General features: G+C 70.3%; 9 protein-coding genes. 6 read left to right on the top strand and 3 right to left on the bottom strand.

From position 1 onward, the window contains the following. Positions 1–4: 4 nt before the first annotated feature. Entirely contained in the window at positions 5–1327 is a 1323-nt protein-coding gene (locus tag AB0F98_RS20225; RefSeq protein ID WP_357737428.1) for an HEXXH motif domain-containing protein, read from the bottom strand. Beyond that, positions 1327–2520: an FxsB family cyclophane-forming radical SAM/SPASM peptide maturase gene (locus AB0F98_RS20220; protein WP_357737426.1), complete on the bottom strand. Its 1194-nt coding sequence runs from the start codon at positions 2518–2520 to the stop codon at positions 1327–1329. The genes AB0F98_RS20225 and AB0F98_RS20220 overlap by 1 nt, the downstream gene beginning before the upstream one ends. A 265-nt stretch (positions 2521–2785) precedes the next feature. Between AB0F98_RS20220 and fxsA the strand changes: the two genes are divergently transcribed. From fxsA to AB0F98_RS20200, 4 genes are all read left to right on the top strand, one after another. Next, a complete protein-coding gene (gene fxsA / locus AB0F98_RS20215) occupies positions 2786–2968 on the top strand; it encodes an FxSxx-COOH cyclophane-containing RiPP peptide (protein ID WP_357737424.1) in 183 nt (60 codons plus the stop codon). Between the two features lie 115 nt (positions 2969–3083). Next, positions 3084–6839: an FxSxx-COOH system tetratricopeptide repeat protein gene (fxsT, locus tag AB0F98_RS20210; protein WP_357737422.1), complete on the top strand. Its 3756-nt coding sequence runs from the start codon at positions 3084–3086 to the stop codon at positions 6837–6839. Positions 6840–6850: 11 nt separating this feature from the next. Continuing rightward, positions 6851–7861: a hypothetical protein gene (locus tag AB0F98_RS20205; RefSeq protein WP_357737420.1), complete on the top strand. Its 1011-nt coding sequence runs from the start codon at positions 6851–6853 to the stop codon at positions 7859–7861. A gap of 82 nt (positions 7862–7943) precedes the next feature. Then, positions 7944–9122, top strand: coding sequence for a hypothetical protein (locus tag AB0F98_RS20200; protein WP_357737418.1), 1179 nt, complete (start codon positions 7944–7946; stop codon positions 9120–9122). Positions 9123–9148: 26 nt separating this feature from the next. On the opposite strand, the gene AB0F98_RS20195 is transcribed toward AB0F98_RS20200, so the two are convergent. Beyond that, on the bottom strand, positions 9149–11341 hold the full coding sequence (locus tag AB0F98_RS20195; RefSeq protein WP_357737416.1) for a hypothetical protein: 2193 nt from the start codon (positions 11339–11341) through the stop codon (positions 9149–9151). Positions 11342–11657: 316 nt separating this feature from the next. Between AB0F98_RS20195 and AB0F98_RS20190 the strand changes: the two genes are divergently transcribed. Further along, positions 11658–13463: a RyR domain-containing protein gene (locus tag AB0F98_RS20190; protein WP_357737414.1), complete on the top strand. Its 1806-nt coding sequence runs from the start codon at positions 11658–11660 to the stop codon at positions 13461–13463. Continuing rightward, positions 13453–13965: a hypothetical protein gene (locus AB0F98_RS20185; protein WP_357737411.1), complete on the top strand. Its 513-nt coding sequence runs from the start codon at positions 13453–13455 to the stop codon at positions 13963–13965. Before AB0F98_RS20190 ends, AB0F98_RS20185 begins: the two co-directional genes overlap by 11 nt. The last annotated feature ends 24 nt before the right edge of the window (positions 13966–13989 follow it).

Below are 13989 nucleotides of genomic sequence, written 5' to 3'. Positions count from 1 at the left end.
GCTGTCACCCCGTTTGCGCCTGCGCCCGCCTCCAGCGTGCCCGGTGCGCGGTCAACAGTCGCCTCGCCGCTGCCGCCGCCTCCGGCGGAACCGCCTCCGTTGCCCAGCTCTCGAGGACGTCGGCCATGCGTCGGACGAAGCGCGTTCCCAGAGTGGTCAGCCGCTGTTGCGCGTCGAGTACCTGAACCGTCGCGCTCGTCGCCGCGGCCCAGCGTGCGAACTGGACCAGAGCGTGGTGCCGGTGCCCGGGAACGGGCGTCATCCGCGCCTGCCGCCGCCAGAAGTCCGCCACGGCGAGGTGGGCATAGGCGCCGTGCAACAGGCCGGCCAACGGCCGTGGATCGGGGCGCCAGGGCGCGTAGAAGAGCTCGGTAGGCCCCGGCTCCACGAGCGCGAACATGTCCGTCACCGCGGCCAGCTTGAGGTGCTGGACCTCGTGCGCCAGCATGACGGCCGCGGGCAGGGCCGCCGGCGGCATCGACATGGCGATCGAGCCGAACGCGTGATGGTAGGTGCCGCTACGGGCACCGGCCCGGGGCGCGGGGATCGGCACCACCGCCCGCATCGCCGCCGACACCTCCTCGGCGACGGGCCGGTGCCCGTCGACCAGAATCTGCCACGCCTCGCCGAGGCGGTGCCGCCACTGGTGTGCATCGGTGACCAGGCCGCCGAGCGGATGCCCCGCACCGGCTGCTGGTACGTGCCACCAGGTGGGTGTGTCCACCAGCAGAGACAGTCGCAGCCCATCGTGCGCGAGGTCCAGCCGGGGTACCGGTCGCCATCGTGGATCAGTCGTCCAGCCGCCGTCGATCATGACCCGCTCGCCGGCACAGTGTGCTTGAGCCCGTCCGCCCAGACATCGGACGTGGGCCCGGGTCGCGTGCGGCGGGACCAGCACGGTGCCGAGCCCGGGCAGGTGCAGTCGGCCTGCGGTGGTGGGAGCCAACGGAACATCGAAACTGGCGTCGATGCCGGCGCGGACGGCCGCAGCCACGGCCACCGCCGCCAGAAGAGCGGGATACGTGGCGCCGGGGTCACCGTGGCGCAGCCGCGTCGCGGTTCCGAAGGCCCAAGCGGCGACCGGCGGGTGGCCGAGCGCCGCCGCCCGCTCTTCGGGGCGCAGGCCGATGAGGAATCGGTACGCGGTCTCGACCGCCTTCCGGTCTGGATGGCGGGTTTCGTGCGACAGCAGCACCAGCGTCCGTACCAGCAGCAACGTCTTACTGCTCTGCGCCGCCCGCAACCGTTCGATGGCCGCCACTCCACCCCGGCCGGCGGCCAACTCGTCGAGGACGGAAAGTGGCAGGTGATGCACGGCGACGCTCACTACGAAGCCCCCCGTAGCGCGACCAGGTCGTGGCGCAAGGTGCGCCGGATGTGGTCGATCAGCAGATAGAGGTCGGCGCAGTAGACCGACGGATTGTCGAAGCCGCTGTCGACGCGGTGCCGGTGGGTGCGTAGTCCTCCGCCGCACGCCGGGTGCAGGTCGCAGGCGCGGCAGGCCGCGCAGAGGCCGTCCACACCGGCCTGTTGAGCCCGCACCGCGGGCAGAGCGAGCGCGAGGTCGAAGGAGTCCCGGGCCACGTGCAGCCCGGTCCGGGCGGCACCGGGGTACGCGGCGCTCAGCGTGTCGTCCAGCTCGATCGCGCCGTCGCTCTGCACCACCACGACAGCGACCGGACTGGTGCCGACACCGGCGAGCCGGGACGTGCCGCCGAGCAGGACCTGGATAATCTCGTCGAAGAGGCGGACCCGGGTCTGTTGGCCCGGCGTGCGGTACCACTCGTCGAAGACCGCGATCAACCAACGCCCGTACGGCGCGAGCCGAGGATCGGGCGCGCGACCGGGCGGGGGAGCGGACCAGGTGCCGTGTGGTAGTAGGAAGTCGACCGCGGGTGGCCGGTGCGCCAGGAGACTCCGGTAGGTGTCGATCGGATCGTTGCGCAGGTCCACGGTGCACAACAGACCATTGAACAGGTGCGGGTATCCGGCGGTCAGGCGACGCAGCGCCGCCTCGACCTGGTCGTGGCTGCCTCGTCCGGCGGGCCCGCGTCGGTGCCGGTCGTGCGCCTCACGGTCACCGTCGAGACTGACGCTCACCCGTAGCCCGAGCCGGTCGAACAGGCGCAGGATCGGCTCGCTGAGCCGGACGCCGTTGGTCTGCACGGTCACCCGTACCGGTATGGGCGTCGTGCTTCGCCGGATCGCCGCGACGGCCCGTTCGATCCGGGCGGCCCCGGCCAGTAGCGGCTCCCCGCCGTGCAGGACGACGTCGACGCGCCCGAGTCGGTGCGTCCGGGCGTGCTCGGAGATCCGCTCCGCCGTCCAGTCGACGACCTGGTCGGGCATGGACCGTGGCATGGAGCGCCAACGCTGGTCGGCCATCGTGTAGACGTAACAGTGGTCGCAGGCCAGGTCGCACCTGCTGTGTAGCTTGACCACGAACTGCCGGAACGCGACGGTCGGCGGATGACGTGTCGCCGTGCCGACGGCCCGGCGGCTGTCCTCGGTTCCGGGCATCAGCCAGCTCCGCCGTCATGTCGCTGGCCGGTCCGGCCAACGATGAGACGCCAGCATACATCGACACATACCGTTCGTTGGGCCCTCGCTTGGGCGGGCCTGACGCCTGGCCGGCCAGAGGGTCGCGGGCGGTGCGCTGTGTGTGCGCGGCCCCGGGCGGTGCGTCGCACAGTTATCATGACCACACGCAGTGGATCTGGCCACCGGTCGATGTCCGGCTGACGACGCGGAAGTATGACGAGGCGCAGACAGGCGGTGATCGGGGATGGACGCAAGGGAGGAAGTATTGCGTTCCGACCTGATCGACCTCACCGATGTGGATCCCGCGGCGCTCGACGCGCTGCCGGACACGGTGCTCCTGGCCGCGCTGCGCCGACTGGAGCGCCGCACCGCCGCCCCGGACGCCCAGTACGCGGGCTTTGAGAGCGTCCTCGATGGCGAGGACTGATTCCCTGGGCGGCTCGTCCGCCGTGGCCGGTGTTCCCCAGCGGCGCGCTGCGCCCGGTCGAGCCAGGCAGGTAGGGGCCGACGAGGCGGCGAGCGCCGGCACGATCGTCTCCTTCGTGTCGCCCACCAACGGCACCGGCCGCAGTAGTGCCGTCGCGAACATCGCCTGGGTCCTCGCCGGGAACGGTAAGCGCGTACTCGCCGTCGACTGGTGCGCCAGGACTCCGAGGGTCTACGACTACCTGCGCGCGTTCCAGGTCGACGCTGTTGCGGCGGCGGGAGTGCTGGGCGCGGAGCTCGCCTCGTTGATCTGTCCGTATCCGGACGGGCCGTCGCACCGGGTCCCTGCGGTGATCGCTCCGCCCGCGCCCGAGCAAGGCACGCTCTACCGCTATGTGGTCGCGGGCTCGAGCTGCACCTTCGACATGGTCGGCGTCGGGGCCGATGCCGAGGACCGTCCCGAGATCGATGCGGCGCGGGTCCGTCAGTTGCTGCAACACACGGCGTACGACTACGTCCTGATCGACACGCCGGTGGCGAACACCATGCCGAGCATCACCGAGACGGCCGTCCTCAGCGACGTCGCGGTGGTCTGCATGCCGCCGCGGCGACAGGCGATGCAGCAGGCGGCCGAACTCGCCGATCAGCTCCAGCGGCAGGCCACCGGCGGCATCCGGGTGCTTGCCGCGCCGACGCTCCGGGACGTCGGCCAGCCATGGTACGGCGAGGCGCGCGACACGGCCCGGAGGGCCTTCGCGAAGCTGCTCGACGACTCCGCCCGGGGCACATCATCCACAGTGGAGATTGTCGAGGTACCCGAGCAGACTTATGACACCTACGATGACGTGCTGGCCGCCTTGGCCGACCCGCCGGGCGAGGAGACGAGCATCCTGGCGGCCTACGAGCGGATGACCTCGTGGATCAGCGAAGGTTCGGTCCTACGGGCCGCGACCGTGCCGGAGCGGATTCGTCAGCGCTACCGGCGTGGCGTCCTGCTGGAGCGGGCGGCGGAGCCGGACGACATCGTCGTGGTGTACGACCCGGTCGACCGGCCGTGGGCCGACTGGATCGGCGGACAACTGCGTCGCGCCATGGTCGCCGTCGACTGCCGCGTGGTGCGGCCCGCTACCCGAGTGGAACTTCCCGCAGACGCCACCGTGCTGGCCGTCCTGTCCCCGAACGTAGTCCGAATGGTTGGTACCGGGCTGACCGCCCCACCCGAGGGCGAGATGATCGGGGTGCTGGTGGCCGGCCGGGAGTCGGAGCAGCCGATTGACCCGGGCCGCACCGTCGATCTGCGAGGTGCCGACGCCGCTCGGGCACAGTCACTGCTGCTGAGCCGGCTCGGTCTCATCGCACCCGCCCAGTCCGGCGCCGACTCGCGGACCGCCTCGCGCTTCCCCGCGGAGGTGGATCGTCGGCTGCGTACGAACCTCCCACCCCGCAACGATTCCTTCGTGGGCCGGGGCGACTATCTAGAACGGCTGCGCGATCGCCTGACCGGCCGGGGCGGGCCGGTGACCCTCACCGGGGGCGCCGGTGTGGGCAAGAGTGAGCTTGCCCGCGAGTTCGCCCACCGCTTCGCCTACGACTACGACGTGGTCTGGTGGATCCTGGCCCAGGACCGCGAAACCGTCCAGGCGAGCCTCGGTGAGCTGGCCCACGAGATCAACGCCGTGGACGGCGCGGGCGCGGCGGAGTCGGCCTTGGCGGCCCTGTCCAACCCTCGTGGCTCCATCGCCCGATGGTTGCTGGTCTACGACAACGCTGACGACGGGAGCCTGCTGACCGGGCTCATGCCTTCTTCCGAGGCTGGGCACGTGCTGATCACGTCGCGGGACGATGGATCCTCCAACCTGCCCGCGCCGCTGGAGGTCGCGGCGTTCACCGGCGACGAGAGCGTGGCGATGCTGCGACGTGTGCTGGGGATCAGCACCGACGACGCGCGCTCCATCGCGACCGCGCTGGAACATCTTCCGCTCGCCCTCCGGCTCGCCACCTCCTGGATGCGCGAGCGCGCGCGGACGTTGGAACGCGGCGGTGTGCCCAATCTCGAAGCGGTGAGCACGTGTGCCGCGGAACTTTTGAGCCACCTGCGACAGCACATCGACGAGGATAGAGCAGAGCGGATTCCCGGGTCGCGTACCGGCACCGTCGCCCAGGTCTTGGACCTCGCACTGGACACCCTCCACGGCGTGGAATTCGGGCCCTTGGCGATCCGCCTCGCCGAGCTCAGCGCGTTCCTCTCACCGGAAGGTATCGCGCTGCCCTTGCTGCGGTCGGCGCCGATGCTGACCCAACTCGCCGCAGCCGCTGGACTCGACGCGGAGGAGATGCTGCTCAACGCTGGCGAGATCGATCTTGTGCTGACGGTCGGCGCACGCTTCGCGCTGTACGACGTCGACTGGGGACGCGACGCCGCCCTCCGGATGCACCGCGCCATCCAGGTCCTGTTGCGTGAGGGGCTGCCCGAACCGGAACGGCGTGAGCGGCACTACCAGGTGCTGCGTGGCCTCGCCGGGTACGCCCCGACTGATCCTGAAGCCGATGATCTCCGTTATCGGACCATCTTCGAGGAGTTGCAACCGCACCTCGTTCCATCCGGCGCGCTCGAAACCGATGACTCGCTGGTACGGCATTGGGTCGTCAAACAGTTGCGCTATCTCCTGATGCTTCGTGAAAGTGACGCGTGGCAGACTGCGTTGCAGCTGGCGATGCCGACATGCGAGCGGTGGGGCGCCACCGGCGACCTCGACCAGTTGACGATGCGGCTGTTCGTCCAGACGGCCAATCTGCACCGGGAACTGGGTCACTGCGAGGAGGCCCTTCACCTCGACGAGCGGGTGCTCAGCGAGCAGCGCCGCCGCTACGGCCTGCGGCACTTCCGGACGCTGATCGCCGGCCGTGGCCGCGGTGGCGACCTGCGCGGGCTGGGCCGCTTCGAGGATGCCCTGGTCGAGGATCAGGCCACCTTGGCGGGCTTCCACGAGGTCGTCGGCGACGGCCACCCCAACACCAGGATGGCGGTCAACAATCTCGCCCTCTCCTTCCTCCTCACCGGGGACGCCCGGGAGGCTCTTCGGCTGGCCCGCCAGGAACTCCTGCATCGGATGTCGCTGTTCGGGCCGGAGGACCCACGTACCTGGCGGGCGTCCTGCCAGGTGGGCACCTACGAGCGGGAGGTGGGCGACTACGAGCTGTCACTGGCTACGTTGCGCGAAGCGCTGACGCGGGTCCACGAGCTGCCGGCCGCGAACCACCTGGACGAACTGCGCGTCAACCGTAGCCTCGCGGTCACCGAGCGCCGGCTCGGGCTCACGATCCCGGCCAAGAAGCGCAGCGCCGAGACGTTCCGTGGCTATCGGGGCCTGCTCGGTGAGGATCATCCGCTCACCCGGTCGAGCCTGCTCAGCATGGCGGTGGACTATTACCGTACCGGCGACGTGGGCATCGCCGTCGAGCACGCCATCCGTTGCCTGCGAGGCTACGAACGGCAGTTGCAGCCCGGGCATCCGTTCACCGCTGTCTGCGCGGTCAACCTGGGGCTGTTCCAACGCGGTGTGGGCGAGTACGACCAGGCCGTCCGCAATGGCGAGCGGGGCCTGCGCGCGTTGCGTACGAGGCTCGGTGAGGTCCACCCGTGGACCCTGGCCGCGCTGACGGCGCAGGCCGGCCATCTGGCCGCCCGAGGTGATCTGGACGAAGCCGTACGGCTTCAGGAGGCGACGCACCTCACCTGTGTCCGCTACCTCGGCCGGCGTCATCCGTGCAGCATCGACGCCAGTGCCAACCTGGCCGCGCTCCTCGCGCTGCGCGACGGCGCCGACGACGCCGTGTTGACCGACACCGACATCGACGTGCCGCAGAGCTGAGGAGTTGCCAGGTGACAGACCCGCAGCTGCGTGACGCCTTGTGGGAGGAAGCGGCGGAGCAGGACCTCCGGGGATCCCTGAAGCGGCGGGAGCTGTGCCGGGAGGTGCTGCTTCGGGGTTGCGGCCTCTACCATGTCGCGCACTACACGTCGGGCGTGCTGGACTTCGCACTGGATCTGCTCGAGCACAGCTCCGCCCCTCCTGCGGTGGACGGCGCGGATGCGCGGCAGCGGCGGGACGTCCACCGCAGAATGGGCGCACAGGTCGTCTACCGGGCGGTCGAACTCGACCGGCGGCTGTGGGAACTCCAGAGCGGCGCGCTGATACGAATGGTCGTCCAGGCGGGGGAGAACATCTTCTTCTGCAACTCGGTCGTCGGCAGCGAACACGTGGTGAGCTTCGGAGCGGTCCCGCGGGCCGGGGACAGCGCCGTCGCCGACCCGACCCGGGTGAGCGAGATCGATCAGGCCGGCGCCCAGCTGGCCACCGATCTGCGCCGGCTGGTGCGGCAGCCGTCGCTCAATCCGGGCGGCTGGTCGACCGCCACGCGGCGGCAGGCTGACTCGTCCCCGCGAGGCGCGGACGACGAGGGCGTTCCGTTGCACGTGGGCGGATCGACGGATCTGACGGGGGTCTTCGCGGCGGCGCTGCGACCGGCCGGCCTGCACTACGTCAGCCACTACCGGGCCGGCGAGCGGGCGGCCGTTGCCGACATCCTGGCGCACCCGGAGCTGGCCCCGTTCTTCAACCGGGGCGTCACGGTCGCCGACCGCCGAGCGCGGTATCACCGCCTCGCCGGCGACGTGTCGCTGCTGGCGCTGCAGATCAGTCGCGACCTGCGCCGGGCTGTGGCCAGCGAGGTCACGCGACTGGTACTCGACGTCGAAATGGGCGCAATATACTATTACCGGGTTTCAGCGGACGATTACGTCTTCGGCGTCACCCTCGACCAGGAGTCGGTCAGCCAGGCGGATCGCGCCGTGTGGACGGTCGCTCGGCAGCTCGTGGAAACCCTGCCCTGAGCGCCGTGCGGGTCACCACCGGCTCAGCGCTGCTCGTAGGGGCATCGTCGAGCCGGCCGGCTTTCAGTTCACAGAGGATGATGTGACAGCCCTGGGAAGAACGGCAGCGGTTATCGGCGCTGGGTTCACCGGCCTGCTGGTGGCGTGGGCCGGCGGCGTCCGCGGGCTGGACGGGTCTCCGACCTATCTCTTCCTTGCCTCGACCCTGCTGGCGGTGGGACTGGTCGGCAGTACTCGCGACATCAGCCTCGCGGAGGTCCGCGCTCACCTGTCCACGGTGCTGCTCGCCGTCACGGTGGGGGTGATCGCCAAGGCGGCGCTCATCGCCGGCGTCATGTTCCTGCTCTTCGGTGATCCGGCGGCGCTGGTGCTGGGCGTGGCCGTCGCGCAGATCGACCCGCTGGCGGTGGCCGCGATGAGCCGCCCGGACCGCATGTCGCCGCGGGCCCGTTCGCTCCTGTCGATCTGGGCATCGTTCGACGACCCGATGACGGTACTGATGACCGTCTACCTCACCGCGATCGCGCTGGACCTCAGGGGCGGCGCCGTCGGCACCGCCCCTGGCGTGCTGGGGGACCGTCCGCTCGACCTCGTCCTCGGCTTCGGTGCCAACCTCGCCTTCGCGGCGGTCGCGTGGCTGCTGTGGCGGCTGCTGCTGGCCGCTGGCCTGCGCGACGGGGCCCGCGTCGGGGCCCGCGTCGGGGCCACCCTGAGGTGGACGGCCGTCGCCCTGCTGATCGTGCTCGTGCTCATCGCCGCCTGGCAGTTCCTCATGCTCGGCCTGGCGATCGCCGGGCTCTTCTTCCGGCCCCGCCTCGGCCCCGTGGTCGGCCGCTCCACCCAGGCGGCCTACCTCGTCGCCACCTTCCTGCTGGGCATGTTGCTCCTGCAGGGAGTCGACCTGGTCGAGGGCGCGGTGCTCGGGCTGGCGGCGGTCATCGCTCATCTGCTGGTGTCCGTACCCATCTCGCGTGGCCTGCCGACCGCCGACCGGCGGCATCTCGCGTGGGGACAGCAGAACGGGTTGACCGCGGTGGTGCTCGCTCTGGTGTTGGAGCGGAACTTCCCCGGCACGGTCGGGATCGTCGCCACCGCGATCATCGTGATCAACTCCATTCACGCGGCGGCCGACGCGGTGCTTGCCCGGCGCGGACAGCCCGGGCCTGGTGCCGACGGCGACGCCTCGCCAGCGTCCGGCCCGCCCGAACTTCCTCGTATGCGCGGGGTCGCCCCAGCCGAGACACTCGAACCGGACCAGTGAGCCGGGCGATCGTGTGCCAGCGGCAATCAACCGGTCGTCAGCATCAACTGCCGCACCCGATCGCTGAGCCCGTCGAAAACCGACCGCGCCTCCGACCAGCTGCGTGACCGATCCGCCGGTTCGACCGGGTCGTCACCGTCCTCGCCGGGAACAGCCAGGTCACCCAGCGCGTCGAGCTGGAACAACGGCAGGTACTCGGCGATCCCGTCGTAGGTCTCGCAGAGCCGGTCCAACCGCTCCAGGTCTGTTGGTTGCGGATCGCGGCGGTGCGACTCGTACCACTGTTCGACGCCGGACTGGAACGCCTCGATCAGTCGCCGCAACACCATCGACGTTCCCAATGCCCGCTGCACGTCCCGTGAGCGTAGCTGCGTCCGCAACGGGAGCTCCGTGTCGGCGAAACGTTCCACGCCGCGCCGCGGAGGCGTGAAGGCAGCCCGGAGGTGTCGTTCGAAGCCGGTCAGTTGATCGAGTGCCCGGAACGCCTCGACGAAGACCCGCGCCACCCGACTGGGTAGAGCAGACGTCGCCGCTGACCGCTGCTGCACGTTGAGATCGGACTCGAGTCGATGCGCTGCTCCCTTGAGGTCCTGGCGCAGCTCGCCCCGAATCTCGTCGAGCTGGTACGACAGCCGCTCGATGGACCGCTGGGTGTTGCTCTGCTGGCGCTGCATGCGTTCGACGCGTTGACGTACCGAGGTCAGTGCGTCGGCGCCGATCACCTGCTCCAGGCGGCGCATCGAGGCCTTGACGCTGCCCGACAGGTCCTCGGCGAACGTCTGCGGGTCGTAGACGATCGGTTCCACGCTGAACGTGGCGGCCAGGTCCGCGGCGAAGTCCGCGGGCAGGTGCCCGACGACGACCAGGATCACCTCGCTGTCCGGCACCGCGGCCCGAATGGCCACGACCCGCCGGTTGAGTTCGTCGACCTCCTCGGACTTGAGTACCGAGTCGGACAACAGCACGCAACAGCCGGCACCCTGCTCATCCAGCGGAACCCAGAAGTCGACGGGCAGATCCCGCATCGAACCAACCAGGTGGTCCCGCTGGTAGGGCCAGCCGTCCTCGGTGAGCACCCGTCGCACGTCGGCGCCGACGTCCTGGCGGCTGGCGAGGTCGAACTGACCCCGGAACGCTTCGCGGACCATGACGTGGGTGACCGGACCGCCGGCCTGCATCGCGCGTTGGTAGAGGTGGTAGCAGAGGCGGATGATCCGTCGCGGCACACCGTCGGCCAGGTTGGTCAGGTAGTCGGTGGTCTCCACCGTGAACGGCGCCAACCGTGCCTCTCCGGCCGCCCGCAACTGGCTGCGCCGGATGAAGTCCCGTACGTCCTGCGTGCTCAGCGCCGACATCCGGATGATCGCGCCGATCCGCTGCCGTATCTCGGGACTGAGCAGGTGCAGCATGTCAGGCAGCCCGGCTGCCACGAGGAAGGCTCCGGCCGACGCGAAGGCCCCGATCATCCGCGCGAAGCGGCTCACTGTCCCGTCTCCCGGGCGGCCCGCCGTGGAGAGGATCTTGTCCAGTTCGTCGAGCACCAGGACGAAGCGACCGTGCCGCCGCCCGTGCATCAGGGCGAGTGCGGCCATCGTCTCCACGGCGGCGGCTTCCACGTCGGTGTGGGTGGTGACACCGGCGTCCGCGAGGGCCGGTCCCGGCGGATAGCCCATCAACCAGTCCCACGCCACCGCCTCGGTGCTGGGATCCGTCAACATCGCCAGCGCTCTGCCGAAGGACGCATCTGTGGTTATCTCGGCCAGCTCCCGGTTCAGCCGCTGGGCGAGCAACTCCATGGCGGTCCCTGGCGGGTCGCCGTCACGCTCCGGCGCCTGGACGGGGGAGCGCGGCCGAAGCTCCTCCACAAGGGCGCGTACCGAGTCGCGGGACAGACGGCCCAGGAACTGACGGCTCAACGACAGGAAGGTATCGGCCGGAGCGTCGAGGTAGATCGCCTGCACCGCCGGCCCGGCAACCTGACGAGCGTGGGCAAGTAACTCCACCGCGAGATGTGTCTTGCCGGTTCCGTAGTCGCCGACGACGGCGAGCGTCCAGCCGTCGCCGGTACGGAGATAGTCGTCCAAATAGGTGAGCGCGTCGCGGATGGCGACCGTGACCACGGTGGTCGCGTCCGTGCCATCCTCGGTGACCCGGGCGACGGCCGTCGGGGAGAACGGGTTGACCGGGCCAACTGCCGGTGGACCTTCGATCGCGGCCATCTTCCTGATCCTCCGGTAGCTCTGGTCCTGGCACCAGGCACACCCGTACCGGAGGCCGGCTCCGCTGGCGTGCCACCTCCGGACCGTCTCCAAATGGTAGCGATCGGTAGCCACCCGCACTGCCCCTCACCGACCATCAGTTCGGGCCCACCTGCGAAAAGAGCCAATCAGGTCGCGCTTGTCGACCGCCAGCCCGATCGATTTCGTCCAATACCATAAGGCCCATGGTCGTAATCCGTTGGCCGCTCGACCCCCGAACCAGGAGGCCGGGTCTCGTCGACGCGTGCCGCCGGGCCGCCCTCCGGGGCACCGCCCGATGACGCAGCCGGCAGGCGGATCCCGCCCGCCCGGATCGTTGCTGCGCGTAGTGTTCGCGATCATCGGCCTGGTTGCCCTCGTGCTCGGCTACATCGGCTTCGAGCGCCTGCTGGAGGAGCGGCCGGAGACCGCCCACGACTGGTACGACCTGATCTACTTCGACCTGCAACTGTTCGTCCTCGGCGCCGAACCCCTTCAGGAGCCGGGTCCGTACCCGTGGCAGCTGCAGGTCGCCCGGTTCGCCGCGCCGCTGTTCACCCTGCTGGCCGTGGCCGAAGCCAGCCGGCTGCTGCTGGCTGCCGAGATCCGCCGCGTACGTGCCCGACGGGCCCGCGACCACGTCCTGGTCTGCGGTGACTCCCAGTTCGCCCACATGCTCGCCGACCGGCTCTTCGCCGACGGCGAACGCGTGGTCGTGGTGCGCTCGGAACCATTCGGGCCGTTGGAGTACCGCAGGCGCCGCTACCTCGGAGTCGTCGGCGATCCCACCAGCGCGGAGGTGCTGCGGGGCGCAGGCCTGCCTCTCGCCCAAACCATCTACGCCTGCACCGACGACGACGACCGCAACCACGCGATCGTCAACACGGCGAGCCGACTGATCCAGGACCGACGGCAACCACCTCGGGCATACGTGCAGGTTCACGACCCTGAGATGTGCCTGTCCCTGCAGGCGCGGCGACTCGGCGCCGCCGGCTCCAGCCGGATGCGACTGGACTACTTCCACGTCGACGACGTCGCCGCCCGGGCGCTCTACCGTCACCACCCGCTGCCGCCCGGGTCCGGGCGGCCGACGAGGGTCCTCATCGCCGGCCGAGGCGCCTTCCGTAGAGCCCTGCTGGTGGAGACGGCCCGGCACCGGAGAACGCGCCGGGCGGACGCCGGGGTCGGGGAGCAGGGCCCACCGCTCCAGGTGGACCTCGTGGCCCCCGACGCCTGCGCCGAACTCGCCCTCGTCGCGTCCCGCTACCCGTTCCTGGCCGTCACCTGCGATCTCTCCGCTTACGAGGTCACCCTCGGCGAGCTGCTCGCGCGGGACGAGATGGGTGCCGGGGCCTACGACCGGATCTACGTCTGTCCGACCGACGAGAGCAGCGGACTGCAGTTCGTGCTGGACACGCCCGCTCTGTGGCAGGGGACGCAGAGCTCGGTCTTCGTGCCGGTCTACCGGCAGGCGGCGCTCGCCGCCGCCTTCCACGGAGACTCCCGCCACGACCTGCTCGACGAGGTGCACGGCAAGCTCCGCCTGTACCCCGTGTTGACCCGTGCCTGTGACGCCCGACTGATCGCCGAGGACCTCACCGAACGGCTGGCTCAGCAGATCCACGACCGGTACCTGCACGCCCAACGGCGGGCCGTGGCACGCCCTGCGGACGCGCCAGCGATGGTGGACTGGCCGCAGCTGCCTGAGTCACTGCGTCGGGCCAACCGGGCCTATGTCCAGGACATCGCGGCCAAGCTGCTGAATCTCGGTTGCGTCGTGGCACCGCGCCACGGCAGCGGCGGTGATGCCTCGGCCGCCGGCCAGGCCATCGACGATCGGATTGAGGAACTCGCCCGGCTGGAACATGAACGGTGGTGTCGGGAGCGGCGGAGCGAGGGCTGGACGTACGGCGAGCCGCGTGACGACGTCCGGCGCCGGCATCCCGCGCTGCGCCCGTGGAACGAGCTGCCGCCCGACGTCCAGGAGCAGAACCGCGAGGAGGTTCGGGCATTGCCCGAGGTGCTCTCCGACAGCGGCTTCGAACTGATCCGGCTGGCACCAGCCGTCCCCGCGCAGCGCGGAGGGCCGGAGGATGCGGGCTGACTTCGCCCCGGCGCGTGTCGGCATCACCGGGCACATCAATTTGACTCCGGCCACCGCGCGGCTCGTCGCTGACGCGATCCGTGTGGAACTGCGCCGGATCAGCAACCGGCCGGTGCACGGGGTCACCTGCCTGGCCCCCGGTGCGGATCAGATCTTCGCGCGCGCGGTTCTGACCGCTGGCGGCACGTACGAAGTGATCCTGCCGGCCCGGGATTACCGTACCGTCGCGATCGCATCCGACAGTCGGACCGACTTCGACGAACTGCTCGGACAAGCGACGCGGGTGGTCCACACGGGTTATCTCCGCTCCGGGACCGCCGCGTACGTGGCAGCCAACTGGGAGATGCTCCGACGGGTGCAGCGACTCGTCGCGGTCTGGGACGGCGAGCCGGGCTGCCACGCGGCGTCGACGGACCGGACCGTCGACCTGGCCCGGCAGCAGGGCATCCCGACCACCATCCTGTGGCCCAGCGGTGCCCGACGAACCAGCGCCGGGAACTGACCGGCCAGCCATCGGAGCGGCGCG

The sequence above is a fragment of the Micromonospora sp. NPDC023737 genome, from assembly GCF_040639715.1.
Lineage (GTDB): Bacteria > Actinomycetota > Actinomycetes > Mycobacteriales > Micromonosporaceae > Micromonospora.
This window is presented reverse-complemented; position numbering and strand designations above follow the sequence as displayed.

Coding starts and splice junctions, on each gene's coding strand:
- AB0F98_RS20220 (WP_357737426.1), bottom strand. CDS start 2,520: ATGCCCGGAACCGAGGACAGCCGCCGGGCCGTCGGCACGGCGACACGT.
- fxsA (WP_357737424.1), top strand. CDS start 2,786: ATGGACGCAAGGGAGGAAGTATTGCGTTCCGACCTGATCGACCTCACC.
- AB0F98_RS20195 (WP_357737416.1), bottom strand. CDS start 11,341: ATGGCCGCGATCGAAGGTCCACCGGCAGTTGGCCCGGTCAACCCGTTC.
- AB0F98_RS20190 (WP_357737414.1), top strand. CDS start 11,658: ATGACGCAGCCGGCAGGCGGATCCCGCCCGCCCGGATCGTTGCTGCGC.
- AB0F98_RS20185 (WP_357737411.1), top strand. CDS start 13,453: ATGCGGGCTGACTTCGCCCCGGCGCGTGTCGGCATCACCGGGCACATC.